The following is a 25,593-nucleotide window of genomic DNA, read 5'->3' as shown; positions in this document are numbered from 1 at the left end:
TTTTTTCCCATCCCAGATGCGGGATTTATGGCACAGTAGGATTCAACAGCCAAGAAATCTTTGGTCGCAGTCAAATCAAGGGGGAAATTTCGGCAGTTTTTTGCGCAACTGATGCAAGTATGCTTGCTTTTGGCGCAGTTCGCGCGTCGGCGATGCAAACGCGCACCAGGGGTCAAAGAAGCGGTCTGGTGATGAATTTGTGAATAGACATCAGGCGCTCGGCAAAACATTATTTTCAGACGCCGGTTATAGGGCGTGACAAGTCATTGAAGAAACAGGGCCATCCTATGTCATTTGTTACCCGTGCTCGTTCAAGTGTTTTTATCGCCGCTTTCCTTGTGGCTTCGGCCTCAGTCGCGCAGGCGGGGACGGATGGCACAGCGTTTCAAATGGCCGTTGCTGAAAGTGTGTCCAACAGCCCGGCAATTGCTGAGTTTTATCGCACAAACGGGTTTGATCCGGTTTGGGTTGGCGATACGCCCGAACATGCTGCACGACGCAAAGCCCTGATCGAAGCGCTTTCGACGACCGATCTGCATGGATTGCCTGGGGCACGTTACGACGTCCAGACTTTGAAGACAAAGATGCAGGACGCGCGTAACACCCGTGATCTGGGCATGCTCGAGGCCGAGCTGACTCGGGTTTTTGTCAAATATGCCAGAGACTTGCACTCTGGTTCTGTAACGCCTTCACAGATTGATCCCGGCCTAGTGCGGGCGGTGGAACGACGCAGCGCCGCAGAGCATCTTGAACTGCTCGTTTCCAGCCAGGGTGATACCTATTTCAGGGATATGATGCCTCAATCGCGCCAGTATCTTGCGCTGTTGAAACAGAAGAAGGCGCTGGAAGCGCTGATGACACAAGGTGGCTGGGGCGAGACCGTTCCTGTCTCCAAGCTTGAGCTTGGGGACACAGGGAGCAATGTCATCAGGCTGCGCAATCGACTTGTCGCGATGGGTTATCTGAAGCCTACTGCCAGCCCAAACTATGATGATGCGCTGTTTGCGGCGGTGCAATCCTTTCAGGCTGCTCATGGTCTTGAGGCGGATGGCGTAGCTGGCAAAGGCACTATTTCCGAGATCAATCGCCCAGTTTCAGACCGCTTGAAAGCTGTTTACGTTGCGCTTGAACGGGAGCGCTGGTTACCCAAAGACAGTGGTGAGCGGCATATTCTGGTGAATCTGGCCGATTTTTCTGCCAAGATCGTCGATGACGGGCAGGTCACGTTTGAGACTCGTGCCGTGATCGGCAAAAACACACATGATCGCCGTAGCCCAGAGTTCTCGGATGAGATGGAGCATATGGTGATCAACCCAAGTTGGTATGTGCCACGCTCGATCATCACGAAGGAATATCTGCCGCAATTACGGGCCAATCCAAATGCTGTCGGCCATATCCAGATCACCGACCGCCGTGGCCGTCAGGTGAATCGTGGAGCGGTTGACTTTACCCAGTTCACTGCGCGTAATTTCCCGTTTTCCATGCGTCAGCCCCCGAGCAAAAGCAACGCACTTGGGCTGGTGAAGTTCATGTTCCCTAATAAGTACAACATCTATCTGCATGATACGCCTCAGAAATCTCTGTTCGCACGCGAGGTTCGGGCATTCTCTCATGGATGCATCCGTTTGGCGCAACCGTTCGAGTTTGCCTATAAGCTGCTGGCCAAGCAGGAAGAGGATCCTAAGGCGTTTTTCCACCGCGTTCTGAACACGGGCAAAGAAACGAAGGTTGAACTGGATAAAAAAATTCCGGTGCATCTGATTTACCGCACGGCCTATATTGGCCCCAAAGGCGAGGTGCAGTATCGCCGCGACGTGTATGACCGGGATCGCAAGATCTGGGAAGCGCTGCAAAAGGCAGGGGTGGTCCTGCCGGACGTTCAAGGGTAATCACGAGGCAATTCCCGCCACGAGGACGCCCGACATGCAGTTTACCGTTCAACAAATCGCCGATTCCCTGGGGGTCGTCGCAGAAGGCCAGACTGGTCTGACCATCTTGCGGGCAGCCGAGCCGGGAGATGCCGGGCCAACCGATCTGGCCATGGCGATGTCGCCAAAATATGCTGAAGCCTTGGAGACCGGTACAGCACGGGCCGCGGTTTTGTGGGATGGCGCGGACTGGAAAGCACTGGGGCTTGAGGCCGCCATTTTTGTGCAACGCCCCCGCATGGCGATGGCAGGGATCACCGCGATGCTGGATCGCGGGCAGGGGATTGCGCCGGGAATTCATCCATCGGCTGTCATTGATGAAACCGCCGAGATCGGGGTTGACGTAACGGTCGGCCCGCTTGCTGTTATCGGTGCGCGCGCGCGCGTCGGCGCGGGTTCGGTTATCGGCCCGCATTGCGTGATCGGTATGGATGCGTCGCTTGGTGAAAACGCTCTGCTGCGCGAAATGGTCAGCATCGGTGCGCGGGCTCAAATCGGTGATCGCTTTATCGCGCAGCCGGGTGCCCGTATCGGCGGGGACGGTTTCAGCTATGTCACACCAGAAGTCTCGGGTGCCGAAAATGCGCGGAAAACTCTGGGTGATCAGGGGGATGCAAAGGCGCAAAGCTGGTTGCGCATCCATTCGCTGGGTGCGGTCGAGATTGGCGACGATGTCGAAGTCGGCTCGAACTGCACTGTCGACAACGGGACCATACGCAATACTGTAATCGGTAGTGGATCGAAACTGGATAATCTTGTCCACGTGGGACACAACACCCGAGTCGGGCAGGATTGTTTGTTATGTGGGCAAACCGGCGTTTCTGGTTCGGTCGAGATTGGTAATAACGTAGTACTGGGTGGTCAGACTGGTGTTGTCGATAATATTTTCATCGGTGATGGCGTGATTGCCGGTGGCGGCACCAAGATTCTGTCAAATGTTCCTGCTGGTCGCGTGATCATGGGCTACCCGGGCATTAAAATGGAAAGCCATACCGAGATATATAAAGCCCAACGTCGTCTGCCCCGATTGTCGCGCGACGTCGAGGCGTTGAAAAAGGCTGTTTTCAAACAGCCTTCAAGTGATTAAATCATCCCCAAGGCGAAAATCAGGGGATCGAGATGAGCATCAGCGACCGCGTCATAGCAATCATTGCCGAACAGGCCGTGCTTGAGCCTTCGGATGTGACGCCCGACAGTACGCTCGAAGAATTGGGCATCGATAGCCTGGGTCTTGTTGAGAGTATCTTTGCCATCGAGGAAGAGTTCGATATCACCGTGCCCTTCAACGCAAACGAGCCCACATCTAGCGATTTCGACATTTCGAATGTGACAGCGATCATTGCGGGTATCGAAAAACTCGTATCGGAAAAGGTCTGACCGCCGGTATGAAACGCGTCGTCATTACGGGTGCTGGCACCATTAATGCGTTGGGCCATTCCGTCCCCGACACTCTGGAAGCCATGCGCGAGGGTCGTTGTGGTATCTCCGAGCTTGAGTTTCGTGATGTGGATCGCCTGTCGATCAAGATCGGCGGTCAAGTCCGGGGTTTTGAGGCCGAGGGCCGTTTCAACCGCCAACAGATGACGCTGTATGATCGGTTCACGCAGTTCACGTTAACCGCCGCCAAAGAAGCGATCGATCAATCCGGCATTGTATTCTCGGGTGACACAGCCGCGCGGTCGGGGGTGGTTCTGGGAACGGCCGGTGGTGGCGTCTCCACCTGGGATGACAACTACCGCTCGGTTTACGAGGATGGCAAAAATCGCGTGCATCCTTTTGTCGTGCCCAAGCTGATGAACAACGCGGCGGCCAGCCACGTTTCAATGGAGCACAACCTCAAAGGCCCTAGCTTTACAGTATCAACAGCGTGTGCGTCCTCGAACCATGCAATGGCGCAGGCATTTCAGATGGTGCGCAGCGGTGCAGCGCCCACCATGGTGACCGGTGGTTCGGAGTCGATGCTGTGCTTTGGGGGCGTCAAGGCATGGGAAGGGCTTCGCGTCATGTCAAAAGATGCCTGTCGGCCCTTTAGCGCAAACCGAAACGGGATGGTGCAAGGCGAAGGTGCGGGTGTTTTTGTGTTCGAAGAATACGAACACGCGCGCGCGCGCGGAGCAGATATCCTGTGCGAGGTCGTGGGATTCGCCATGTCCTCGGACGCGGCCGACATAGTTATGCCCAGCAAACAAGGGGCAGCACGGGCCATGGCCGGGGCGTTATCGGATGCACGGCTGAATGCAAGCGATGTGGGTTACATAAATGCCCATGGGACCGGCACGGCTGCAAATGACAAAACCGAATGTGCAGCCGTTGCTGGTGTGTTTGGTCCGCACGCCGACGATCTGATGATTTCGTCAACAAAGTCCATGCACGGACACCTGATCGGCGGTACCGGCGCAGTTGAGCTATTAGCCTGTATCATGGCCCTGCGCGACGGGGTGATCGCCCCGACCATTGGCTATGAAGAGCCCGACCCCGAATGCGCGCTGGATGTGGTGCCAAACGAGTCGCGTGAGGCGAAAGTTAATGTCGCCCTTAGCAATGCTTTCGCCTTTGGTGGGCTGAACGCCGTTCTTGCGTTGAAGCGTATATGAAGAAACCGCCGTGTTATCACGGCGGCTTTCTTATTCGATGTTTTTGCGGGGCTTAGTTTATGGAAACATTCAGCCCGTCAAAGCCTGCTGTGAAGCCAGACAAAGACATGTCCATATTCAGAACCTGATCTGGCAGGCGCGCAGGAACCAGCGACAGCACCGCCTTTTGGCCTGATTTCATCGCGTCGATATCACCCTGAGTCAAACCCAGTTGCGCCACGCAGCCAACCGGAATGCAGTGGTGATAATTGTAAAGCTTGCGCGGTGCCCCATCGATCGACATAGCCAATTGCGCCTGCAGCAGGGTTTCGAGCGGTACAACAACATTCGCCCAAGCAACAGCGGCACCGCCTTCGGGCAGTTTTCCGATCGAAACTTCGGCAATCGGATCACCCTGTTGGTTATTCAGGATCTGAACCATCGCGCAGGGATCGTCTTCGCCTTCGGTTTTGATGCAGGAAATATTCCATTCACCCGTTTGTTCTTTGACGTATTGCTCGCCAACACGGGGACCGGATTCACCCAGATCCAGATCGCTGCCAACTTCGGCTTCAGCACCGGCTTCAGGTTGCTGTGCGGTTTCCTGCGCAAATGCTGTTCCGCATAAAAGTGCTGCGGCCGCCACATTAAAAGGGACAAGTTTCCTGATCATGAATGCCTCATCTAACTGATCCAGTTTTTTGTTTCCTCTATCACCGCAATTCAGTGGTGTCAGGGTAAATCCGAATTCCAGACCGGGAATTGATCGTTTTTTGCCGAAATGCGTGGGAAACACCGCGATCTGCAACGAAAAAGGGAGCCGGTGGAGCGGCTCCCTTCCTGAATATTTTCTCCCCGTCGGACTGGCCGACTTAGTTATGCGCAGACGTTACGAAAGGGGAACCCGTTGGTCAACTCCTAACCCTAAAAAACTATTCTTGCGTCTTTCGGTTTTTGTAGAATTTAAAAAAAGCCGTGCCCAAAGGCACGGCCAGTCGACAGGGAGGAAGTTTGCCCCCGCAGCCAAGCCACGAGAAGCAACATTTACTCTCGCAGCGAAAGGTTAACTTTGTATGCTTGCAGCAGATCGGTAGAATTCGGGACAGATTTTCAATGGACAACAAGATCTTCGTAGGCGGTGGTGGCGACGGCTATTCAGTGGCACAGGGGCTGTCGCTGAAATATGCGAACCGCCATGGCCTGATTGCTGGTGCGACCGGTACGGGCAAAACGGTTACGCTGCAAATTCTGGCTGAAGGCTTCTCACAGGCGGGGGTTCCAGTGTTTCTGGCCGATGTGAAAGGTGACTTGTCGGGGCTGGCGCTGCCTGGAAGCGAAACCCACAAATTACACCAGGCTTTTTTGGATCGGGCCGAGAAGATCGGGTTCGGCACATTCTCTTACGCCGCGTGTCCAGTCACGTTCTGGGATCTGTTTGGCGAGCAGGGGCACCCGGTCCGAACCACAGTGACCGAGATGGGCCCACTGCTGCTATCGCGATTGATGGAACTGAGTGAGGCGCAGGAAGGCATTCTGAACATCGCCTTTCGGGTCGCAGACGAAGAAGGCATGCCGCTGCTCGACCTGAAAGACCTGCAGGCATTGCTGGTCTGGATAGGCGAGAATCGCGCCCAACTATCGCTGCGCTATGGCAATGTCTCGACATCTTCGATCGGTGCTATTCAACGCCGCTTGCTGGTTCTGGATAATCAGGGCGGTACCAATCTGTTTGGCGAGCCTGCGTTGGACCTGGCCGACCTGATGCGGACAGATGCGAACGGGCAGGGGATGGTGAACATTCTGGCCTCTGACAAGCTGATGGGCTCTCCGCGCCTATACGCGACTTTCCTGTTGTGGCTGCTTAGCGAATTGTTTGAAGAACTGCCCGAAGTGGGGGACCCTGAAAAACCGAAGCTGGTGTTCTTCTTTGACGAAGCGCACTTGCTGTTCGAGGACGCCCCCAAGGTGCTGGTGGACAAGGTCGAGCAGGTGGCGCGCCTGATCCGATCAAAGGGCGTTGGCGTTTATTTCATCTCGCAGAATCCGGCAGACATCCCGGAAGATATTTTGGGTCAGCTGGGCAACCGGGTCCAACATGCGCTGCGGGCCTTCACAGCGCGCGACCGCAAGAATCTGCGACTTGCTGCTGAGACCTATCGTGAAAACCCAGCTTTCGATACTGAGACCGCAATCCGAGAGGTGGGCGTGGGCGAGGCCGTGACGTCGATGCTGCAAAAGAAGGGTGTACCGGGCGTGGTCGAGCGCACTTTGATCCGGCCACCGGGCTCACAACTTGGTCCGATTACCAAAGCTGAGCGTCAGTCGGTGATCAAAGCTTCGCCGATGGATGCAAAATACGGCAAGCGTATCGACCGCAAATCGGCGTTTGAGATTCTGCAGGCGCGCGCGGATGCCGCTGCGAATGCGGCGGAACAGGCGGAATCCGACGAAGTTCTGGAACAGCAGACCCCGGCAGAACGCGAATACGCCTCGGCCCGAAGGTATTCGGGCAACCGCGTTGGGCGATCGTCATCTCGTCTTTCGCGCAAAAAGGATACCTTCGCCACGGCCATGAGCGAGGCCGTGATCAAAGAGCTGAAAGGAACAACTGGCCGCCGCATCGTCAGGGGCATACTGGGCGGCTTGTTCCGCAATCGCTAGAATCCGGAGTGCGGCGCGCGCCGAACCAGTCGCGCGCCCATATTGTTATCGATTAAGCCGGCGCAGGCCTTCCTGTCTGCAATAATTATCCGCCTCGGGCACCGACATTTTGGTGGCCGGAAAATCGATTGCGCGGTCCCAGGTGACGCGGTCCTGGCGGTAAAGCTGACAGGTCACAACACCTTTGGGCGTCTGGACCTTGACCGGGGTGGTCTCCAATTGTTCAGGTGAGGGAATACACGCTGATAGCGTTGCCATCAGCGGGATCCCGATTGCGAAAACTCTGAGTGGTTTAATCATTGCGACTACGGTGCTCTCATCTTGGTTAACTGTCAGATCGTTACAACTCCGCACCAAACAAACATGGTATGGGGCACAGCGCGATGTGGTGGATCACGATACACCGATTTAGAGCGTTCTGACTCGCCGCACAATAAAACGCACCGATTAACGGTGCGTTAGGGGAATTTCGCAGGAAATTTTGCTTATTTCTCGGGGATCAGCCCTCTTGGACTGAATCTGAGAACAATCAAAAGAATCAGCCCCATGGTGAACAGGCGCATATGTGCGGCGCTATCTATCAGATGCGTCTTAAGTGCGCTGCCGTCAGGCATGCCTGAGGTTATCAGGTTCATCAGCCACAGGCCCATGGGTTCAACCTGAACCCACAGGAACCAGATCAGGAACGCTCCCAGTACGGCTCCGAAATTGTTGCCCGACCCGCCGACGATCACCATGACCCAGACAAGGAAGGTAAAGCGAAGCGGGTTGTAGGTGCCCGGCGTCAGCTGCCCGTCCAAAGTGGTCATCATCGCACCGGCGATGCCGCAGATGGCTGAGCCCAGAACAAAGATCTGTAGATGGCGGCGGGTGACATCCTTGCCCATCGCCTCGGCGGCGACCTCGTTGTCGCGGATGGCGCGCATCATGCGGCCCCAAGGGCTTTTCAACGCCATCTGAGCCATCCACAGCAGCACCAGTAGCACGATCAGGAACAGCAAAGAGTAGCCCAGCTTGACGGAAAGCGTCGAGGCAGTAACCGGATCCAGCCCGAACCACTCGGCCCTTGCAAGGAAAGTTGGGTCTTGCTGCAATTCAACTTCGTAGCCAACCACCGGTGAGGGGCGTGGAATGCCGTAGACGTTCTTGACCCCACGTGCCAGCCAGTCCTCGTTTTTCATGACGGCGATGATGATCTCGGCGATACCAAGTGTGGCAATTGCCAAATAGTCCGAGCGCAGGCCCAGCGCCGTTTTTCCGATCAGCCATGCTGCGCCCGCCGCCAAAAGTCCCCCGGCAGGCCAAGCGAATAGGACAGGAAGGTTCAAACCGCCGATATTACCTGCGACAGCAGGATCAATCGCTTCGATCGCAGCTACGTTGGGATCAAAAATTGCGCGGTAAACAAAAAAACCTACGACCAGAATACCGATGATTGCAAAGGTTTGTGTGCGTCCCTTGGGCATTTTTTGGGCCACCATCACAGCTGCAACCACGGTTGCCGCGCCCATCAAAAGCGACAGGATGACGCCATATCCTCCACCTGACCAGGCGCCGGGGGTTGGGGGTGTCGAGACCAGCACAACCGCCAGCCCGCCCAGCGCGACAAAGCCCATGACACCAACGTTGAAGAGGCCAGCAAAGCCCCATTGCAGATTCACGCCAATCGACATGATGGCCGAGATCAAGCCCATGTTCAGGATCAGGATTGCGGCGTTCCAGCTTTGGGTGAATCCGGTCAACAGGATGAGTGCGCCGACGACCACAAAAAGCAGCGTATTTTTGACGGGCTCGCTCATATCACTTTTCCTTTGAACAAGCCGGTTGGCTTAAACAGAAGTACGATCAGCAAAATGGCAAAGCTGACAGCGAATTTGTAATCGGTGGACAGGAACTGCACCAAACCTGACGGCTCCAGATTTTCAGGTGCCAGATAGGTGAGCACTTTCTTCCACGCGTAGGTGATCGTCACCTCAGAAAACGCGATGATGAAACCGCCTGCGATGGCTCCCAGAGGGTTTCCGAGGCCACCCACGATAGCCGAGGCAAAGATCGGCAGCAAAAGCTGGAAATAGACAAATGGCTTGAAGCTTTTGTCGAGGCCGTAAAGCACGCCCGCAGTGGTCGCCAGCGCGGCAACGATGATCCATGTGATCATCACCACGCGCTCGGGGTTGATACCGGACAGCAACGCAAGATCCTCATTGTCAGAATAGGCCCGCATTGATTTGCCGGTGCGCGTTTTGTTCAGGAACCAGAACAACAGCGCCACGGCGACAACCGCCACGATCACCGTGATGCCCTGGGAGGTCTTGATAGCCAGCCCCTCACGCAGCCCAGTCATCGCCTTGAAATCTCGCGCCGAGACGATGAAACGCGCTCCGTCCGAGAACCTTTGGTCATCCGGACCGATGATGAAACGAACCAGCCCGTTCATGATGAACATCACACCCATCGAGACGATCACCAGAATGACAGGTTTGGCCTTCTGTTCCCGATAGAAGCGATAGACCAACCGGTCGGTGATCAGCACCAGAACGATACAGCCCAGAATGGCAAAGGGCAGGGCGAGCAGAGCCGTTGGCAACGGCCCGAAACTGACGCCTGCGGCTTGCAGGCCCCAAGTGACCAGCACCGCGATCATCGCGCCAAAGGCCATCGTATCGCCATGGGCAAAGTTCGAAAACCGCAGGATGCCGTAAATCAGCGTCACCCCCAAAGCGCCCAGCGCCAACTGACTGCCATAGGCGATTGCGGGAACAAGAACGAAGTTGGAGAGCGCCACAAGGGCGTTGAGGAAGTCCATTAGTTCGTTACCTCATTTTCCAAGTTCGTACGTCTTTTTGACCTGATTTCAGAGTGATCAAACACGAGAGTAGCTGTCACTGGCGTCATCCCCCCAAGAAACTCTTGCGAACTTCTGGATCGGCCAACAGCTCCTTGCCTGTCCCGGTATAGGCATTGCGACCCTGGACCAGTACATATCCCTTGTCCGCAATCTCCAGCGCCTGACGGGCATTCTGTTCGACCATCAGGATCGGTAACCCGGTGCGCGAGACCTCGATGATCCGGTCGAACAGCTCATCCATCACGATTGGTGAGACACCGGCGGTGGGTTCGTCCAGCATCAACACCTTGGGCTGGGTCATTAGCGCACGGCCCACGGCGACCTGTTGACGTTGACCACCTGACAGCTCTCCGGCGGCCTGATTGCGTTTGTCGCGGAGAATGGGGAAGAGGTCATAGACCTGTTCCATCGTCTGGCTGATGTCGTCGCGCCGGATGAAAGCACCCATCTCTAGGTTCTCTTCCACTGTCATCGACGTAAAAATGTTCGAGGTCTGCGGGACAAAGCCCATGCCGCGTACCACGCGGTCTTGCGGGCTGAGATTGGTGATATCTTCGCCATCCAGCCGCACAGACCCTTGGCGTACGTCCAGCATACCAAACACAGCCTTCATTGCGGTGGATTTGCCCGCGCCGTTGGGGCCGACGATCACCGCGATCTCGCCCTTGTCAACGGCGATGGTGCAGTCATGCAGGATGTCCGGCCCTTTGCCATAGCCACCAGTCATGGTGTCGCCAATCAGGAAAGGACCGCCCTCGACCCGATGCGTTTCACCGCTTTTGCGATGTGCTGGAGTCATGGTGCCGACGCCATGCGTATTGGTGATCGAGGCGTCCTTGTTGCCCTTGTCGTCCTGGTAGGGGTTGTCGCTCATGCGCCCGCCTCCAGCTTGTCTTTGTTCTTAAGGCCGGTGCCTAGGTAGGCTTCGATCACGTGTTCATTGGCCTTGATCTCGTCCAGAGTGCCTTCGGCCAGCACCTTTCCCTCGGCCATACAGATGACCGGGTCGCAAATCTTGCCGATGAAATCCATGTCGTGCTCGATAACGACGAAGGTATAGCCGCGCTCCTTGTTCAGGCGCAGGATCGTGTCGGCGATGGTCATCAGGAGGGTGCGGTTCACACCAGCGCCGACCTCGTCCAAAAACACGATCTTGGCGTCGACCATCATGGTACGGCCAAGTTCCAGCAGCTTCTTCTGACCGCCCGAGACCTGACCGGCCTTGTGATCGGCCAGATGTTCGATTGTCAGGAACTCCAGCACCTCATCGGCTTTCGCCCTAAGTGCGCGTTCTTCATCCGCGATACGCTTACGCCCGAACCATGTGTTCCACAGCGATTCCCCGGATTGTGCGCCGGGCACCATCATCAGGTTTTCACGGCAGCTCATCGACGAAAACTCATGCGCGATCTGGAAGGTGCGCAGCAGGCCTTTATGAAACAGCTCATGCGGGGGCAGGCCAGTGATATCCTCACCGTCCATGTGTACCTTACCGCTAGTCGGTGGAAGTACGCCCGCGATCACGTTGAACAGCGTGGTTTTTCCGGCCCCGTTCGGTCCGATCAGACCGGTGATCGAGCCCTTTTGGATTTCCAGCGATGCCCCGTCCACCGCATGAAACCCGCCGAAATGCTTGTGCACGTCATCGACGACGATCATCTTTTCCCCTAGCCGCCGTTTTCGGCGTTTTTACCATCCCCGTTAACCGGAGTGCGGCCTTTTTTCATTGAAACAGCCCGGACACAAGGGCCGGGCTGCTTGTTTTTATGACTTTTAACCTTGGATCAACGGAAGTTGACGGTCTTGTTTTCGCCGTCGGTCACCTCGATCTCGCGATAGGAACCTGCGCTTTCACCAGGGCCGATCAGCTCAACGCCCGATGCGCCGACATAATCGATGTCCTGACCGGCAGCCAACAGCTCCAGACCTTTAGCCAGTTCTCCGGGGAAGATTTGCTCACCCGGAGCGTTGGCGACATCCATGATTTTCGCGCCGTATTCAGCGGGGTTGGTCGAACCTGCGGCCTGCATCGCCAGCATGAACAGCGCGGCGGCGTCATAGCTTTCCGGCGAGTAGGGCGACGAACCGTCAAAGCCCGCAGCTTCAGCCATGGCAAAGTACTTCTCGGCACCTTCACCGCCCGAGCCAGCGATCTGACCGAACGAGCCGTTCAGGTCGGGACCAACGTTTGCCGGCAGCGAGTCACCGATCATGCCGCCGGGCAGACCGAATGTATCAAACGCGCCGCTGTCCAGCGCCGACTGGATGATGCCCAGACCACCCTGATCCAGATAGCCGGCAACGACCAGAATATCGCCACCGGCCGAGGCCAGCGCGCCCACTTCAGCCGAGTAGTCGGCTTTGCCGTCTTCGTGCGCGGCAACGATGGTCACCTCGCCACCCGATGCCTCGAACGAGGACTGGATCGCATCCGCCAGACCCTTGCCATAGTCGTTGTTGGTGTATGTCAGAGCAATCGAGCTGATGCCACGGTCATTCAGGATGTCTGCCATTACCTGACCTTCACGCGCATCCGACGGCGCGGTGCGGAAGAACAGGCCGTTGTCTTCCATGGTCGACAGACCCGGAGACGTGGCCGACGGCGAGATCATGACCATGCCGTTCGGGATTGCGACGTTTTGCAGGATCGCGCCAGTGACGCCCGAGCAGTCGCCGCCGATGATACCGGCAACGCCATCGGCAATCATACGTTCGCCGTTCGAGGTGGCCAGACCATTGTCGATACAGCCGGTATCGGCGCGGGTTCCGGTCACGCTTGCGCCGTCCAGCAGTTTGCCGGATTCGGTGACCTCGGCCATCGCCATTTCAGCGCCCGAACCCATGGCCGGGGCCAGCGATTCAATCGGGCCTGTAAAGCCGAACAGCACGCCCAGCTTCACGTCCTCGGCCATAGCGGTACCCGCCAGCAGAGCGGTTGCTGCAGTAGCGGTAAGCAGCTTTTTCATTAGGTTACTCCCTATTTATCGTTTGAACGTCGTCGTTCTGGGCATGACCCTAGGCAAGCTGTCCGAAAAAGAAAAGTCCTAACAAAAAAGTGCTTTTGAAAGCAGCAATCCTATCTGTTTTGTTAGGCTAGGTCAGTTTGTTGCGGAGCACCACTAGGGATTGGGTCGGTATGATCAGAACTTTTGCGATTCTCATTCTGTCGTGCTGGTCGATTGCAGGCTGGTCCGATGTCATCAACACAACCGGCGGGCCGGTTCAGGTTACTCAGGTGGTTAGAGGCCTTGATACACCTTGGGCGATTGGCATTCTTCCGGATGGCAGCTTTGTTGTCACTGAGCGAGATGGCGAGCTTTTGTACGTTGCCGGAGGTGAGGCGAAGCGCATCAAGGGTCTGCCAAAAGTGGTCGCGAACGGGCAGGGCGGTCTGCTAGATGTCACCATCGCGCGTGACTTTAATCAGACCCGCGAGCTTTTTCTGACTTTCTCCAAATCGCAACGAGGCGGTGCAGGCACCGCTGTCGCTGTCGCTCGTTTATCGGAAAACGGAGAACGTCTAACCAATCTGCGCGTGATATTCGAGGCCTCTCCCGGTGGCTCCGGCGGGCGCCACTTTGGCTCTCGTGTCGTTGAATCGAATGATGGCACGTTGTTCGTCACTATCGGTGACCGAGGTGATCGCCCGGCTGCGCAGGATCGAACGAACCACATGGGTACGGTCATTCGGATCAACCGTGATGGTTCAGTTCCCAGTGATAACCCGTTTGTGGGCAATCCCGGTGTCCGCCCCGAGATCTGGTCGTTTGGTCACAGAAACCCTCAGGGTGCCAATTTGGATCAGCAGGGCCGGCTTTGGGTTTCGGAACACGGGGCAAAAGGCGGGGATGAGGTTAATCTGATCAGACCCGGTGCCAATTATGGCTGGCCAGTGATTTCGTATGGCGTTCATTATTCGGGTCAGAAGATCGGTGAAGGCACGTCGAAGCAAGGAATGCAACAGCCCGAGCATTATTGGGATCCTTCCATCGCGCCCTCTGGCTTGATGGTCTATTCCGGGAAACTATGGCCGGAATGGAAGGGAAATCTGTTCGTTGGCTCTTTGAAATTCGACTACATTGCACGTTTGGCGGGCGATCCACTGCGTGAGGCTGAGCAGATCGAAGGCCCCGAGACCGAACGTGTTCGCGACATCGTCGAATCACCAGATGGGTCGATCTGGTTCATTTCCGTTGGGCAAGGCGCGGTTTACCGAATGACGCCCCTCTGACGGTATTAAACGGGGTTAGGGCGTTTGCTTCTATGCCATTCGGTCACGGTGTATCTGTTCCGGGCTTCAGGGTGATGAGGAGATTTGAATGAGTGATTTTGTAATCGAGCTTTGTGAAACAATGCCGCCAAAGCGCGAACTGAATACGATTCTGGCACAGTATTACGCGCTTATCGTGCAACGAATGCAGGATATGGGCTTTGAGATTGATCCAGCAGCCCCCGAAAGCGCATTGGCGGAGTTTTGGGCGCATACAGAGGATTACCTACCCCCGAATGGATGTCTTGTGGTGGCGCGAAACGATGCCGGAGATATCATTGGATGTGGGATGCTGAAACGATTTGATCACCAAACCGGTGAACTTAAGCGGGTTTTTGTGACCGAGGAGGCACGGGGGACCGGTGCCGGGCGTGCCTTGATCGAAGCCCGGGAACAGGCCGCGCGTGATATGGGTTTGAAACGCCTCATCGCCGATACGCTTACACCGAATGTCGAAATGCGCGACCTGTACCCCAAACTTGGTTTTGTTGAACTGGACTCACCAATCAAAACCACGACCTATCTGGATCAACCGATGTTACGGCCGCACCTGCACTACTTTGCGAAAGATTTGTAAGGTTTCCCTGCGGCTTTGGATTAAACAGACAACCGACCGCTCTGTGCACCGCGTTCGCGATAAGGCGTGGTGTTGTAATGCGCCCGGTAGCATTTGGAGAAATGCGACGGGCTGGCAAAGCCGCAAGCCAGCGCCACATTGATGACGCTCATATCGGTCTGCATCAGCAAGTTCCGCGCTTTATGCAGGCGCAGTTCCATGTAGTAGCGCTTGGGCGAGCGGCTGAGATAGCGGCGGAACAGACGTTCTAGCTGGCGCGTCGACATGCCTACGTCCTTGGCTAGAATAGAAGGCGAGATTGGCTCTTCTATGTTCTTTTCCATCATCAGGATAACCTGACTGAGCTTGGGGTGGCGTACGCCGATCCGTGTAGGGGTCGACAAACGTTGCGTGTCCTGATCCGTACGTATCGAAGAATAGATCATCTGATCAGCGACCGCGTTGGCCAGATCTTCTCCGTAATCTTCGGCAATCAGCTTGAGCATCAGGTCAATCGAGGATGTGCCGCCAGCAGTTGTCATTCGGTTGCCATCAACCAAAAACACCGACTTGGTCAGCTCTACTGTGTCGAATTCTTCGGCAAAACTGTCTGAGTTTTCCCAATGGATCGTTGCGCGCTTGCCTTCCAGCAAACCGGCTTTGGCCAGCGTATAGGCCGCGGTGCAAAGACCGCCGATTTTCAACCCTTTACGCGCTTCGCGGCGTACCCAGTTCAGAATGCGCTTGGTGGTTGCCGCTTGTACATCGACCCCCCCGCAGATCAGGACGACGTCGTCACGCTGTAATTCGGTCAGATCAGAATCAAGATTGAAAGAAGTACCGGCTGAACAAGTCACTGTTTCACCGCCTTCGCCCGTCAAGGTCCAGGTATAAAGCTCTCGGTTGGCCATTCGATTGGCGATCCGCAGACTGTCCAAAGCCGAAGCGAATGACAAAAGGGAAAACTTGTCCAAAAGCACAAATACAAAGTTATGCGGCTTGCCTGTGCTATGATCCACAGTGACAACTTGGCGTTGCTCTTGCATGGCGAACTGTCCTTGATTCGGCGCGCACCGGGATTTCCACGGTGGCGGATATGCCAGTCACCATGCTCAAAGCTTGATTATGGCGTCAAGAGGCGCAAAAGGGATATGGCCTCTCATTCATGCATTTTGTATAGAGGCCACCTGAAATACTTCAGCGGAGATAAAAGCTATGACTGAATGGCAAAAAACGAACTGGCGCAACAAGCCCCGGGTTCAGATGCCAGACTATACCGACGCGGCCGCGCTGGCCAAAGTCGAGGCGCAGCTTTCGCAGTATCCCCCGCTGGTTTTTGCGGGTGAAGCGCGACGGCTGAAGCAGCATCTGGGAGCCGCGGGTCGTGGCGAAGCGTTCCTGTTGCAAGGCGGGGATTGCGCTGAAAGCTTTGAGCAGTTCAGCGCGGATGCGATCCGTGACACGTTCAAGGTGATGCTGCAGATGGCAATGGTGCTAACCTACGGCGCCAAGGTTCCCGTGGTTAAAGTTGGCCGCATGGCGGGCCAGTTCGCAAAACCGCGCAGTGCGCCGACAGAGGTTGTGGACGGTGTGGAGCTGCCCAGCTACCGCGGTGACATCATCAATGAGCTGGCCTTTACACCCGAGGCACGTATTCCGAATCCCGACAAGATGCTTCAGGCCTATACACAGGCGGCGGCAACACTGAATCTGCTGCGGGCGTTCTCGACCGGTGGTTTTGCGGATATGAGCCACGTGCATTCGTGGACGCTGGGTTTTGCCGACGGGCAAGACGTTCAGAAATACTCTGAGATCGCCGACCGCATTCAGGATTCGATTGACTTCATGGGGGCTGCTGGCATCACCGCCGACACCACCCACGAATTCTCATCGGTGGAGTTTTACACCAGCCACGAGAGCCTGTTGCTTGAGTACGAAGAGGCGTTGACCCGTCTGGATTCGACCTCGGGCAATTGGTTGGCCGGTTCTGGGCACATGATCTGGATCGGCGATCGGACCCGTCAGCCCGACGGTGCGCATGTCGAGTTCTGCCGGGGTGTTCTGAACCCGATTGGTCTGAAATGTGGCCCGACAACCAGTGCCGAAGACCTCAAGGTTCTGATGTCCAAGTTGAATCCCGAAAACGAAGAGGGGCGTCTGACTCTGATCGCGCGCTTTGGTGCAGGTAAAGCGGGTGAGCATCTGCCGCGTCTGGTCAAAGCCGTAAAGGAAGAGGGCGCACAGGTTACTTGGGTCTGCGATCCGATGCATGGCAACACGATCAAATCCGCGACCGGCTACAAGACCCGGCCGTTTGATTCCGTGCTGCGCGAAGTACGCGATTTCTTTGGCGTACATCAGGCTGAAGGCACGATCCCCGGTGGTGTTCATTTCGAGATGACAGGGCTGGATGTCACCGAATGCACCGGAGGTGTGCGCGCGGTGACCGAAGAGGATCTTTCGGATCGCTATCACACAGCTTGTGACCCGCGCCTGAACGCCTCGCAGTCGCTGGAACTTGCATTCCTTGTCGCGGAAGAACTGACCAACCTACGTCGTGACCGCAGCAAGCGCGCTGCAAGCTGACTTCGAATACATCCTGAATTAGTAAGACGGCGGGCCTCATGCCCGCCGTTTTCATTTAGTCGTCACGTGATGATACCAACCTTAAGTGCGGTGCCCCTTTGAACGTGGTCTGGTCTTCAGCGAACCCCTCTGCTTGCTGTTGGACAGGCCTCGGAGGCTGTTGCAAATCAGAGATCGTGTTGACGCGGCGATCCGAGACGATGAAGCGACGCGGTGTCGACCCGATGGTTCCGTCGCTGACCATGACCCCAAGAATGCGGCTGACGTCGCCCAGATCGCTTTTAAGCGGCAGCAGGATCATGCGGGCCTGAAGGCTGGTTCGTCCCAGCTTGCCTTTCGAAAGCAAGCCCAGTTCGGCAACCGCGGGGCGGGTGAGGACTTGGTCCAGAATGGATTTGACATCATCGCGGGCGCTCGGTTCGAAAAAAGCCGTTAGAGGCATACCGCGAACTTCCATGCCCGCCAGATTGTTCAGGTGACTTCCCGCCAGCCGAAACCGGGCCAAACCCGGCGCGATGCGTTCCAGTATGAAAGTGTATTCGAGAATATTCTCCAGGCCGCGCGGATCGATCTGCGAGCGCATCGGAACGCCTTCACCTGTCAGCAAGGCGGTCCAATAGGCTTCGGCCTGACGGATGGGAGAAAGGCTTCGCCCGCTGTCAAATCGGTCCATTGCGATGATCTTTCCAAGTTCTGAGCCGGAACCAGTCCCGAAAAAGGTTTTCATTTCATCACCCTACCAGCAATCACTCGCGATTCTCCTAAAATGCCATCTAATGGGCAAAGCTGCGATCCGCCAGCTTTTCTGACTGTCAGATTGACACGGGTTAATACAATTTTGGAGCAATTCTTTAACGAATGGTTAACCTCTTGGCACTGATTGGGGAATGAGCAAGGTCTTGCCCCTTGCTGGTCAATGGCATTAGGTGCGACCAGTGAATTTGACGGAAAGGGCAGGCATGATCAAATCCATGACCGGTTTCGCCTCGGGCAAGGGGGCGTTTGGTCCCCATAGCTGGACTTGGGAATTGCGCAGCGTCAATGGCAAGGGGCTGGATTTGCGACTGCGGCTCCCCGATTGGTTGACAGGGTTAGAGGCCGCGCTGAGAGGCGATCTGTCGAAGCAGGTCAACCGAGGGAACATCACGCTGTCCCTTCGGATGGGACGGGAAGAATCCGCCGCGGATGTCCGGTTGAATACCCCAGCGATGGAAACTGCGCTGGATGCACTGGCCCAGACCGAAGCGCTTGCAGGCGCGCGGGGCGTATTGTTGGCTCCGTCCAAAGCAAGTGATCTTCTTGCGTTGAAAGGGATGTTGGAAGCCGGAGCTGACGCGGATGATCCAGCCCAACTTGTCGAGCACCTGAAATCTGAGTTCGGTGGCTTGCTTGCTTCATTCATTGAGATGCGCGGTTCCGAAGGTGAAGCTCTGTCAGGCATTCTTGCGGGACAACTCGACCAAGTCGCAAAGTTGACGGATCAGGCCGCTGATCTGGCCGAGCGTCGCCGCGAGGAAATGGCGCAAAACATGCGCGAAAATCTGACGCGCGTTCTCGACAATACGCAAGGTGCGGACCCTGATCGTGTTGCACAAGAACTGGCCCTGATCGCGGTCAAGGCCGATATTACCGAAGAAATTGACCGGTTGAAGGCCCATGTCACTGCGGCGCGTTCCCTTTTAACGCAAGACGGCCCGGTTGGGCGTAAGCTGGATTTCCTGATGCAGGAGTTCAATCGTGAGGCCAATACGCTTTGCTCGAAATCGCAGAATGCCGAACTGACGGCGGTTGGGTTGGAGCTGAAAGCGGTCATCGATCAGATGCGCGAGCAAGTGCAGAACGTGGAATAAGGACGGGAACATCACATGGCGGATCGCCGCGGTCTATTAATCATACTGTCCTCGCCTTCGGGCGCAGGTAAATCCACTCTGGCCCGCCGTTTGATGCAATGGGATGTCGGTTTGGAATTCTCGATCTCGGCCACCACCCGTGCTCCGCGCCCGGGTGAGGAGCACGGCCGGGAGTATTACTTCCTATCCGAGGACGAGTTCAAACAGCAGGTGGCGGATGGGCAGATGCTGGAACACGCGCATGTGTTCGGCAACTTCTACGGCTCTCCTGCTGGACCGGTCCGCGAGTCCATCACACAGGGGCGCGATGTGCTGTTTGATGTTGATTGGCAGGGAGAAGTGCAGATCCGCAATTCAGATCTGGGCAAGCATGCGTTGTCGATTTTCATTCTCCCGCCCTCGATCCGCGAGCTTCGGCGCAGGCTGGAAGGGCGTGGGCAGGACAGTGAGGATGTGATCGCCAAGCGCATGTTGAAAAGCTGGGATGAGATCAGCCATTGGGGCTACTACGACTATGTCCTGATCAACGATGATTTGGATACCACCGAGGAAAAACTGAAGACCATCGTCAGCGCAGAACGCATGCGTCGCATCCAACAGCCCAGCCTGCAGAACCACATCCGCTCGTTGCAGACCGAGTTCGAGGGCTTGTCGTGACCATCTATGCTTTGGGCGATGACTCGCCGCAAATTCACGAAGACACCTGGGTAGCCCCCGACGCCAACTTGATCGGCAAAGTAGTCCTGGAACAAGGCGCTTCGGTCTGGTTCGGGTGCACCATCCGGGCCGATCACGAAGAAATCCGTGTGGGCGCAGGCAGCAATGTGCAGGAAAACTGCGTGATGCACATCGATGCGGGCTATCCGCTGACCATTGGGAAGAACTGCACAATTGGTCACAAGGTCATGCTGCATGGTTGCACGATCGGAGACAATACGCTGATCGGTATGGGGGCTATCGTTCTAAACGGGGCGAAGATCGGAAAGAACTGTCTGATCGGGGCGGGGGCGCTGATCACCGAAGGCAAAGAGGTTCCCGATAATTCGTTGGTTATGGGCTCGCCGGGCAAAGTTGTGCGGCAGCTTGATGAGGCGGCGGCCCAGAAACTAACGCTGAGTGCGCTGCACTATCAGGACAACATGCGCAAGTTTCGCCAAACATTGCGTCCGGTCTAAACGCGCATGACGGATACCCTGCTTGCCGAATTGGTTTCAGCCATTCCGATGCCCGCCGTGCTGGTTGGTCGGACCGAGCGTATTGTCGCCGCAAATAGCGAGGCGCGGACGCTTTTGGGGCACGCAATCGAAGGCAGGCATTTTGCCACAATCCTGCGCCAGCCTCAGGTCATCGATGCCGTCGAACAATGCCTGCGCTCGAAGCAGCCCGGCAAAGCGCGGCATCTGTCCAATGATGGTGCTCAGGATACGACGTTTGAGGTGCAGTGCAGATTCGTCGGCGGGACCGAAGCGGTATTGGCGGTATTTCAGGATATCACGCATTTGGAACAGGCAGGTCAGATGCGGCGCGATTTTGTGGCCAATGTCAGCCATGAATTGCGCACGCCGCTAACGGCCTTGATGGGGTTTATCGAAACATTGCGAGGCCCCGCCCGCGACGACACCGCCGCCCGCGACCGCTTTCTTCAGATCATGGCGGATGAGGCCAATCGGATGAACCGGCTTGTGGGGGATTTGCTGTCGCTGAATCGAGTGGAAAGTGAAGAACGGGTCAGACCCAAAGAGCCATTGGAACTGACAGGTCTGATTCAATCGACCTTAAACACTCTGCGACCGCTGGCGGATGATGCCAGTGTTGTTGTTTCGTTGGATGCCCCAAACGAGTCGATCGAGATGGTCGGAGACAGCGATCAGCTTCGTCAGGTGATAACCAATCTCGTTGAAAACGCGATCAAATACGGGGGCAGCGGTGGCAAGGTCGGTGTGGTCGTAACCCTGTCTGAGCGGGATACGGCGATGCGCGGTCCTGCGGTACGGATCAAGATCATTGATCAAGGGCCCGGTATTGATGCCAAACACCTGCCCAGGTTGACCGAACGGTTCTATCGCGCAGACAGTCACCGCTCGCGCGAGTTGGGCGGAACCGGACTGGGGCTTGCAATCGTGAAGCATATCGTCAATCGCCATCGGGGCAGGTTGCGTGTGGAAAGTGAACCGGGGCAGGGAGCGACGTTTACGGTCATTCTACCACGCTGAGGGCGTGCCAAACGCGGGCTTTACTGGGGTGACGCTTCGTCAAGTTAAGATTTTCTGAGAAATTCATGAGTTGTCATGAAACCGTTACATACCTGTCACAAAAGACTTACGCAGGCGTCATAGTGCTGCGCTCAGATCATCATGGGGATGATCAGTACCCATCCTTTTCAAGGAGACTGAAATGTCCTTTGTAAAACTGTCGGCTTCTGCGCTGGCTATCGCTGCCGTCTCGGCAACCACTGCTGCCGCGCGTGACAACGTTCAAGTTGCTGGCTCTTCCACCGTTCTGCCTTATGCGTCAATCGTTGCAGAACTATTCGGTGAAAATACCGACTTCCCCACACCGGTTGTTGAATCAGGCGGCTCGTCCGCCGGTCTGAAACGCTTCTGCGAAGGCGTCGGTGAAAACACGATCGACGTTGCAAACGCATCGCGTGCCATCCGTGAAAAAGAGATTAAAGCATGCGCCGAAAACGGTGTGACCGACATCATGGAAGTCCGCATCGGTTATGACGGCATCGTATTTGCAAGCCAGCAGTCGGGTCCTGCCTTCACGGCGTTTGAGCCTGCGGATATTTACAATGCCATCGGATCGAAAGTGATGAAAGATGGCGCGCTGGTCGACAACAGCTTCAACAGCTGGGCCGAGTTCAACGCTGACCTGCCGGATGTGGAAATCGCAATGTTCATCCCGGGCACCAAGCACGGCACCCGCGAAGTGTTCGAAGACAAAGTTCTGCTGGCAGGTTGTGAAGCGACGGGCGCGATGGAAGCCATGGTCGCGGGCGGCCTAAGCGAAGATGACGCCGAAGATGCATGCCTGGACGTGCGCACCGACGGCAAATCGGTCGATATCGACGGTGACTACACCGAAACTCTGGCCCGCATCGACACCAACACCAATGGTATCGGCGTGTTTGGTCTGGCGTTCTACGAGAACAACACCGACAAGCTGAAAGTGGCTACGATGGGTGGTATCGCACCGTCGACCGAGAGCATCGCGTCGGGTGAATACCCCGTCTCGCGTCCGCTGTTTTTCTACGTCAAGAAAGCGCATATCGGCGTGATCCCCGGTCTGAAAGAATACGCCCAGTTCTTCACTCATGAAGAAATTGCTGGTCCTTCGGGCCCGCTGGCCAACTACGGTCTGGTTGCCGATCCTGAACTGGCAAAAACGCAGGACGCGATTGCCAACGAAGTAACCTTGGGTTCGGGCAGCTAATCCCTCACCCCGATCGAATTGACTGGGGGCGGCGTTTTCTGTCGCCCCCAATTTTTCCCTAATCCCGATCAAGACCTATGGGGGCGTCATGCCAATTCTTTGGCTCATTCTGATCGTGCTTGCGATCGCGGCAGTCGGATATGTTTTGGGGCGAATGCGCGCCTTGCAAAGTGCCGGAGGGGACAGCCGCAATCTGCATTCTCTTCCCTCGTTTTATGGCGCGAACGTCGCACTGAAAGTCATAGTTCCCGCCTTAGGTTTGTTGATCGTCTGGCTGCTGGTTCAGCCGCTCTACGTTAACTCTCAGATCTCGGAGATGGTTCCCGAAACGGCTATCAAGGAAGGATCGTCGCGCAGTCTTGTTATGGCCGAGGTGCGTCGGACCGCAAATGGTCTGGACAGTGCCGTTGCGCAGGGACATCTCACCGAAACGCTCGCACAGGATGCGCGGGCAGATATTTCCGAGATGACCCAAAAGTTGAAGGACGCGGGTCAAGTCGTAACCTCGGACATCACGCAGACGGTTTTGCATGCAGCTCAAGCCTATCGGGCGATAAATTCAACCGGTTACGCGATCATGTCCGTCGCTGTGATACTGGTCGCCTTGGCCGGTGCTGCGTTCAGTTGGTTACAGACGCATTCTGAATATCGTGCCCGCAATGTGGTTGAGCAGGGAATTCGTGTGATGCTGCTGGCGGCTGCGTCGATTGCGATCCTGACAACGGTCGGCATCGTCCTTTCGCTGGTTTTCAATACGTGGGAGTTCTTCAAGCTTTACCCGGCATCAGAGTTCTTTTTCGGTACCACCTGGGCGCCCAGTTTCTCGGGCCGTGGCGGGGCATCAGATCTGGGTATCATCCCTTTGCTGTGGGGCACGTTCTATATCTCGTTGGTGGCGTTGTTGGTGGCCGTGCCAATCGGTCTTTTCGCTGCGATTTATCTCAGTGAGTACGCTTCTTCACGCGTGCGCTCGATCGCCAAACCGATGCTTGAGGTGCTGGCCGGTATCCCGACCATCGTTTACGGCCTTTTCGCCCTGCTGACCGTTGGCCCGCTGTTGCTGAGCGTGTTCGGGGATGATGGTTTGGGCTGGATGAAAGCCGGTACGGCGGTGATGACCGCCGGTCTTGTCATGGGCATCATGCTGATCCCGTTCGTTTCGTCGCTTTCCGACGACATCATCAACGCGGTGCCTCAGGCCATGCGTGATGGCTCTTACGGGCTGGGGGCCACACAATCCGAGACCATCCGGCAGGTCGTTTTGCCCGCAGCCTTGCCCGGGATCGTGGGAGCGATCCTGCTGGCGGCATCGCGCGCCATCGGTGAGACCATGATCGTGGTTCTGGGGGCAGGGGCCGCCGCGCGTCTGGACCTGAACCCGTTCGAGGCCATGACCACCGTCACCGCCAAGATCGTCAGCCAGCTGACAGGCGACGCCGATTTCGCCTCGCCCGAGGCCCTCGTCGCCTTCGCGCTTGGCATGACGCTGTTCATCCTCACGCTGGGGCTGAACGTTTTCGCCCTTTATATCGTGCGCAAGTATCGGGAGCAGTACGAATGACCGACGCCAGCATGCAAAATACCTCGACCTCGCTGACTGCATCCGATGCCCGGACCAAAAAACGCGCGGCTGCCGAAAAGCGTTTTCGCGCCTACGGGATCGTCGCTATCGCGACCGGACTGTTCTTTCTGATTGTGCTGTTTGCCTCAATCCTGTCGCAGGGCATCCCGGCCTTCCAGCGCACAGTGATCAGTTTAGAATTCACGCTGAGCGAAGCGCAGCGCGATGAAGCCGAAGGCACGATGTTCAAGACAAAGGCCTACTCCAATCTGTTCATTGCGGAACTGAATGAACAACTAGCCGAAAGTGGCATCACCGTGGATTTCGATCAGGATGCCATCGAGCGTCTGTTGGGCAAAATTGGGGGTACGATCCGAACCTTCTATGCCGATAATCCTAGCAAGCTGGGTGAGCCGATCATGTTCGATCTGGCGGCTTCAAGCCGTGTGGATGGCTACTTCAAGGGTCGGGTGTCTCGTGACACACTGCAGGACAGCCGCTTCCTGCAACTCAGCGATCTGGATCTGGTGGACGCGCTGAAAGAAGCGGGGATCATTAAACAGGCTTTCAACTGGCCGTTCATCACTGGTGCGGACTCGGGCGTGGATAACCCCGGTGGCGCGGGTATTGGTGCCTCGGTCGTCGGTTCGTTCTTCATGATGTTGGTGGTGCTGTGCCTGTCGCTGCCCATTGGGGTCGCCGCCTCGATCTATCTGGAAGAGTTTGCGCCGCAGAATAAATTCACCGATCTGATTGAGGTAAATATTTCGAACCTGGCCGCCGTTCCGTCTATCGTGTTCGGTATCCTGGGTCTGGCCGTGTTCATCCAATTTATGCACCTGCCGCAATCGGCGCCGCTGGTGGGTGGTCTGGTGCTGACGCTGATGACCCTGCCAACGATCATCATCTCAACCCGCGCCTCGCTAAAGGCGGTTCCCCCGTCTATCCGCGACGCGGCGTTGGGGGTAGGGGCCTCGAAGATGCAGGCCGTCTTCCACCACGTGCTGCCGTTGGCCGCGCCCGGTATCCTGACTGGTACCATCATTGGTCTGGCGCAGGCGCTGGGTGAAACTGCTCCGTTGCTGTTGATCGGCATGGTGGGCTTTGTCGCCCGAGGCTATCCCGATGGCTTTTTGGCGGGCTTCACCGAGCCGAACTCGGCCATGCCGGCACAGATCTACACATGGGCCGCGCGTGCCGATGTGGGTTTTTACGAGAAAGCCTGGGGCGGCATCATCATCCTTTTGATGTTCCTGCTGACCATGAATATCATCGCTATCATCCTGCGCCGCCGCTTTGAACGCCGCTGGTAGGAGGGGTTTAAA

General features: G+C 56.4%; 24 protein-coding genes. 15 read left to right on the top strand and 9 right to left on the bottom strand.

Going from position 1 to position 25,593, the window contains the following annotated elements; all coding sequences use genetic code 11:
• Nucleotides 1-287 precede the first annotated feature (287 nt).
• From ACR0AW_RS02705 to ACR0AW_RS02690, 4 genes are read left to right on the top strand one after another with little or no spacing between them, the layout of a single operon-like run.
• Entirely contained in the window at nt 288-1,889 is a 1,602-nt protein-coding gene (locus ACR0AW_RS02705) for a L,D-transpeptidase family protein (protein ID WP_170732235.1), read from the top strand.
• Nucleotides 1,890-1,923: 34 nt separating this feature from the next.
• The gene (gene lpxD / locus ACR0AW_RS02700) at nt 1,924-3,015 is read left to right on the top strand and encodes a UDP-3-O-(3-hydroxymyristoyl)glucosamine N-acyltransferase (RefSeq protein WP_170732232.1); all 1,092 of its coding nucleotides are present in this window, start codon (nt 1,924-1,926) and stop codon (nt 3,013-3,015) included.
• A gap of 32 nt (nt 3,016-3,047) precedes the next feature.
• On the top strand, nt 3,048-3,305 hold the full coding sequence (locus ACR0AW_RS02695; RefSeq protein WP_170732231.1) for an acyl carrier protein: 258 nt from the start codon (nt 3,048-3,050) through the stop codon (nt 3,303-3,305).
• 8 nt (nt 3,306-3,313) lie between these two features.
• Entirely contained in the window at nt 3,314-4,522 is a 1,209-nt protein-coding gene (locus ACR0AW_RS02690; RefSeq protein ID WP_170732230.1) for a beta-ketoacyl-[acyl-carrier-protein] synthase family protein, read from the top strand.
• 52 nt (nt 4,523-4,574) lie between these two features.
• On the opposite strand, the gene ACR0AW_RS02685 is transcribed toward ACR0AW_RS02690, so the two are convergent.
• Nucleotides 4,575-5,174 carry an invasion associated locus B family protein gene (locus ACR0AW_RS02685; RefSeq protein WP_170732229.1) on the bottom strand — a complete coding sequence of 200 codons (600 nt, stop codon included), beginning with the start codon at nt 5,172-5,174 and terminating at the stop codon, nt 4,575-4,577.
• Nucleotides 5,175-5,614: 440 nt separating this feature from the next.
• Between ACR0AW_RS02685 and ACR0AW_RS02680 the strand changes: the two genes are divergently transcribed.
• Nucleotides 5,615-7,162, top strand: a complete 1,548-nt coding sequence (locus tag ACR0AW_RS02680; protein WP_170732228.1) for a helicase HerA-like domain-containing protein — start codon at nt 5,615-5,617, stop codon at nt 7,160-7,162.
• A gap of 45 nt (nt 7,163-7,207) precedes the next feature.
• On the opposite strand, the gene ACR0AW_RS02675 is transcribed toward ACR0AW_RS02680, so the two are convergent.
• From ACR0AW_RS02675 to ACR0AW_RS02650, 6 genes are all read right to left on the bottom strand, one after another.
• Nucleotides 7,208-7,420 (bottom strand): hypothetical protein, encoded by a 213-nt coding sequence (locus tag ACR0AW_RS02675; protein ID WP_480438555.1) that lies wholly within the window; start codon nt 7,418-7,420, stop codon nt 7,208-7,210.
• A gap of 227 nt (nt 7,421-7,647) precedes the next feature.
• Nucleotides 7,648-8,961, bottom strand: a complete 1,314-nt coding sequence (locus ACR0AW_RS02670; RefSeq protein ID WP_170421678.1) for a branched-chain amino acid ABC transporter permease — start codon at nt 8,959-8,961, stop codon at nt 7,648-7,650.
• On the bottom strand, nt 8,958-9,968 hold the full coding sequence (locus ACR0AW_RS02665) for a branched-chain amino acid ABC transporter permease (protein ID WP_170393049.1): 1,011 nt from the start codon (nt 9,966-9,968) through the stop codon (nt 8,958-8,960). The genes ACR0AW_RS02670 and ACR0AW_RS02665 overlap by 4 nt, the downstream gene beginning before the upstream one ends.
• Before the next feature lie 85 nt (nt 9,969-10,053).
• Complete coding sequence (locus ACR0AW_RS02660; protein WP_170393050.1) at nt 10,054-10,884, bottom strand: ABC transporter ATP-binding protein; 831 nt, start codon at nt 10,882-10,884, stop codon at nt 10,054-10,056.
• Complete coding sequence (locus ACR0AW_RS02655; protein ID WP_170393051.1) at nt 10,881-11,669, bottom strand: ABC transporter ATP-binding protein; 789 nt, start codon at nt 11,667-11,669, stop codon at nt 10,881-10,883. Before ACR0AW_RS02655 ends, ACR0AW_RS02660 begins: the two co-directional genes overlap by 4 nt.
• A 125-nt stretch (nt 11,670-11,794) precedes the next feature.
• The gene (locus tag ACR0AW_RS02650) at nt 11,795-12,976 is read right to left on the bottom strand and encodes an ABC transporter substrate-binding protein (RefSeq protein ID WP_170393052.1); all 1,182 of its coding nucleotides are present in this window, start codon (nt 12,974-12,976) and stop codon (nt 11,795-11,797) included.
• A gap of 170 nt (nt 12,977-13,146) precedes the next feature.
• Between ACR0AW_RS02650 and ACR0AW_RS02645 the strand changes: the two genes are divergently transcribed.
• Nucleotides 13,147-14,241 (top strand): PQQ-dependent sugar dehydrogenase, encoded by a 1,095-nt coding sequence (locus tag ACR0AW_RS02645; protein ID WP_170732227.1) that lies wholly within the window; start codon nt 13,147-13,149, stop codon nt 14,239-14,241.
• A gap of 88 nt (nt 14,242-14,329) precedes the next feature.
• The gene (locus ACR0AW_RS02640) at nt 14,330-14,857 is read left to right on the top strand and encodes a GNAT family N-acetyltransferase (RefSeq protein ID WP_170732226.1); all 528 of its coding nucleotides are present in this window, start codon (nt 14,330-14,332) and stop codon (nt 14,855-14,857) included.
• Nucleotides 14,858-14,877: 20 nt separating this feature from the next.
• On the opposite strand, the gene ACR0AW_RS02635 is transcribed toward ACR0AW_RS02640, so the two are convergent.
• Entirely contained in the window at nt 14,878-15,882 is a 1,005-nt protein-coding gene (locus ACR0AW_RS02635) for a GlxA family transcriptional regulator (RefSeq protein WP_170393055.1), read from the bottom strand.
• 169 nt (nt 15,883-16,051) lie between these two features.
• On the opposite strand from ACR0AW_RS02635, the gene ACR0AW_RS02630 reads away from it, so the two are divergent.
• Nucleotides 16,052-17,422, top strand: coding sequence for a class II 3-deoxy-7-phosphoheptulonate synthase (locus ACR0AW_RS02630; RefSeq protein ID WP_170393056.1), 1,371 nt, complete (start codon nt 16,052-16,054; stop codon nt 17,420-17,422).
• 55 nt (nt 17,423-17,477) lie between these two features.
• Here the strand turns inward: ACR0AW_RS02630 and ACR0AW_RS02625 are convergent, their stop codons facing one another.
• A complete protein-coding gene (locus tag ACR0AW_RS02625; RefSeq protein WP_170405809.1) occupies nt 17,478-18,149 on the bottom strand; it encodes a PAS domain-containing protein in 672 nt (223 codons plus the stop codon).
• Nucleotides 18,150-18,381: 232 nt separating this feature from the next.
• Between ACR0AW_RS02625 and ACR0AW_RS02620 the strand changes: the two genes are divergently transcribed.
• From ACR0AW_RS02620 to pstA, 7 genes are all read left to right on the top strand, one after another.
• Entirely contained in the window at nt 18,382-19,272 is an 891-nt protein-coding gene (locus ACR0AW_RS02620) for a YicC/YloC family endoribonuclease (RefSeq protein WP_170732225.1), read from the top strand.
• 15 nt (nt 19,273-19,287) lie between these two features.
• Nucleotides 19,288-19,929 (top strand): guanylate kinase, encoded by a 642-nt coding sequence (gene gmk / locus ACR0AW_RS02615; protein WP_170393058.1) that lies wholly within the window; start codon nt 19,288-19,290, stop codon nt 19,927-19,929.
• Nucleotides 19,926-20,447, top strand: coding sequence for a gamma carbonic anhydrase family protein (locus ACR0AW_RS02610; RefSeq protein WP_170405803.1), 522 nt, complete (start codon nt 19,926-19,928; stop codon nt 20,445-20,447). Before gmk ends, ACR0AW_RS02610 begins: the two co-directional genes overlap by 4 nt.
• Nucleotides 20,448-20,453: 6 nt before the next feature.
• The gene (locus tag ACR0AW_RS02605; RefSeq protein WP_170646058.1) at nt 20,454-21,485 is read left to right on the top strand and encodes an ATP-binding protein; all 1,032 of its coding nucleotides are present in this window, start codon (nt 20,454-20,456) and stop codon (nt 21,483-21,485) included.
• A gap of 181 nt (nt 21,486-21,666) precedes the next feature.
• Nucleotides 21,667-22,707 (top strand): substrate-binding domain-containing protein, encoded by a 1,041-nt coding sequence (locus ACR0AW_RS02600; RefSeq protein ID WP_170393061.1) that lies wholly within the window; start codon nt 21,667-21,669, stop codon nt 22,705-22,707.
• 88 nt (nt 22,708-22,795) lie between these two features.
• Complete coding sequence (pstC, locus tag ACR0AW_RS02595; protein ID WP_170732224.1) at nt 22,796-24,268, top strand: phosphate ABC transporter permease subunit PstC; 1,473 nt, start codon at nt 22,796-22,798, stop codon at nt 24,266-24,268.
• The gene (pstA, locus tag ACR0AW_RS02590; protein ID WP_170393063.1) at nt 24,265-25,581 is read left to right on the top strand and encodes a phosphate ABC transporter permease PstA; all 1,317 of its coding nucleotides are present in this window, start codon (nt 24,265-24,267) and stop codon (nt 25,579-25,581) included. The genes pstC and pstA overlap by 4 nt, the downstream gene beginning before the upstream one ends.
• Nucleotides 25,582-25,593 lie beyond the last annotated feature (12 nt).

This window comes from Ruegeria sp. C5, assembly GCF_056537605.1.
This window is presented reverse-complemented; position numbering and strand designations above follow the sequence as displayed.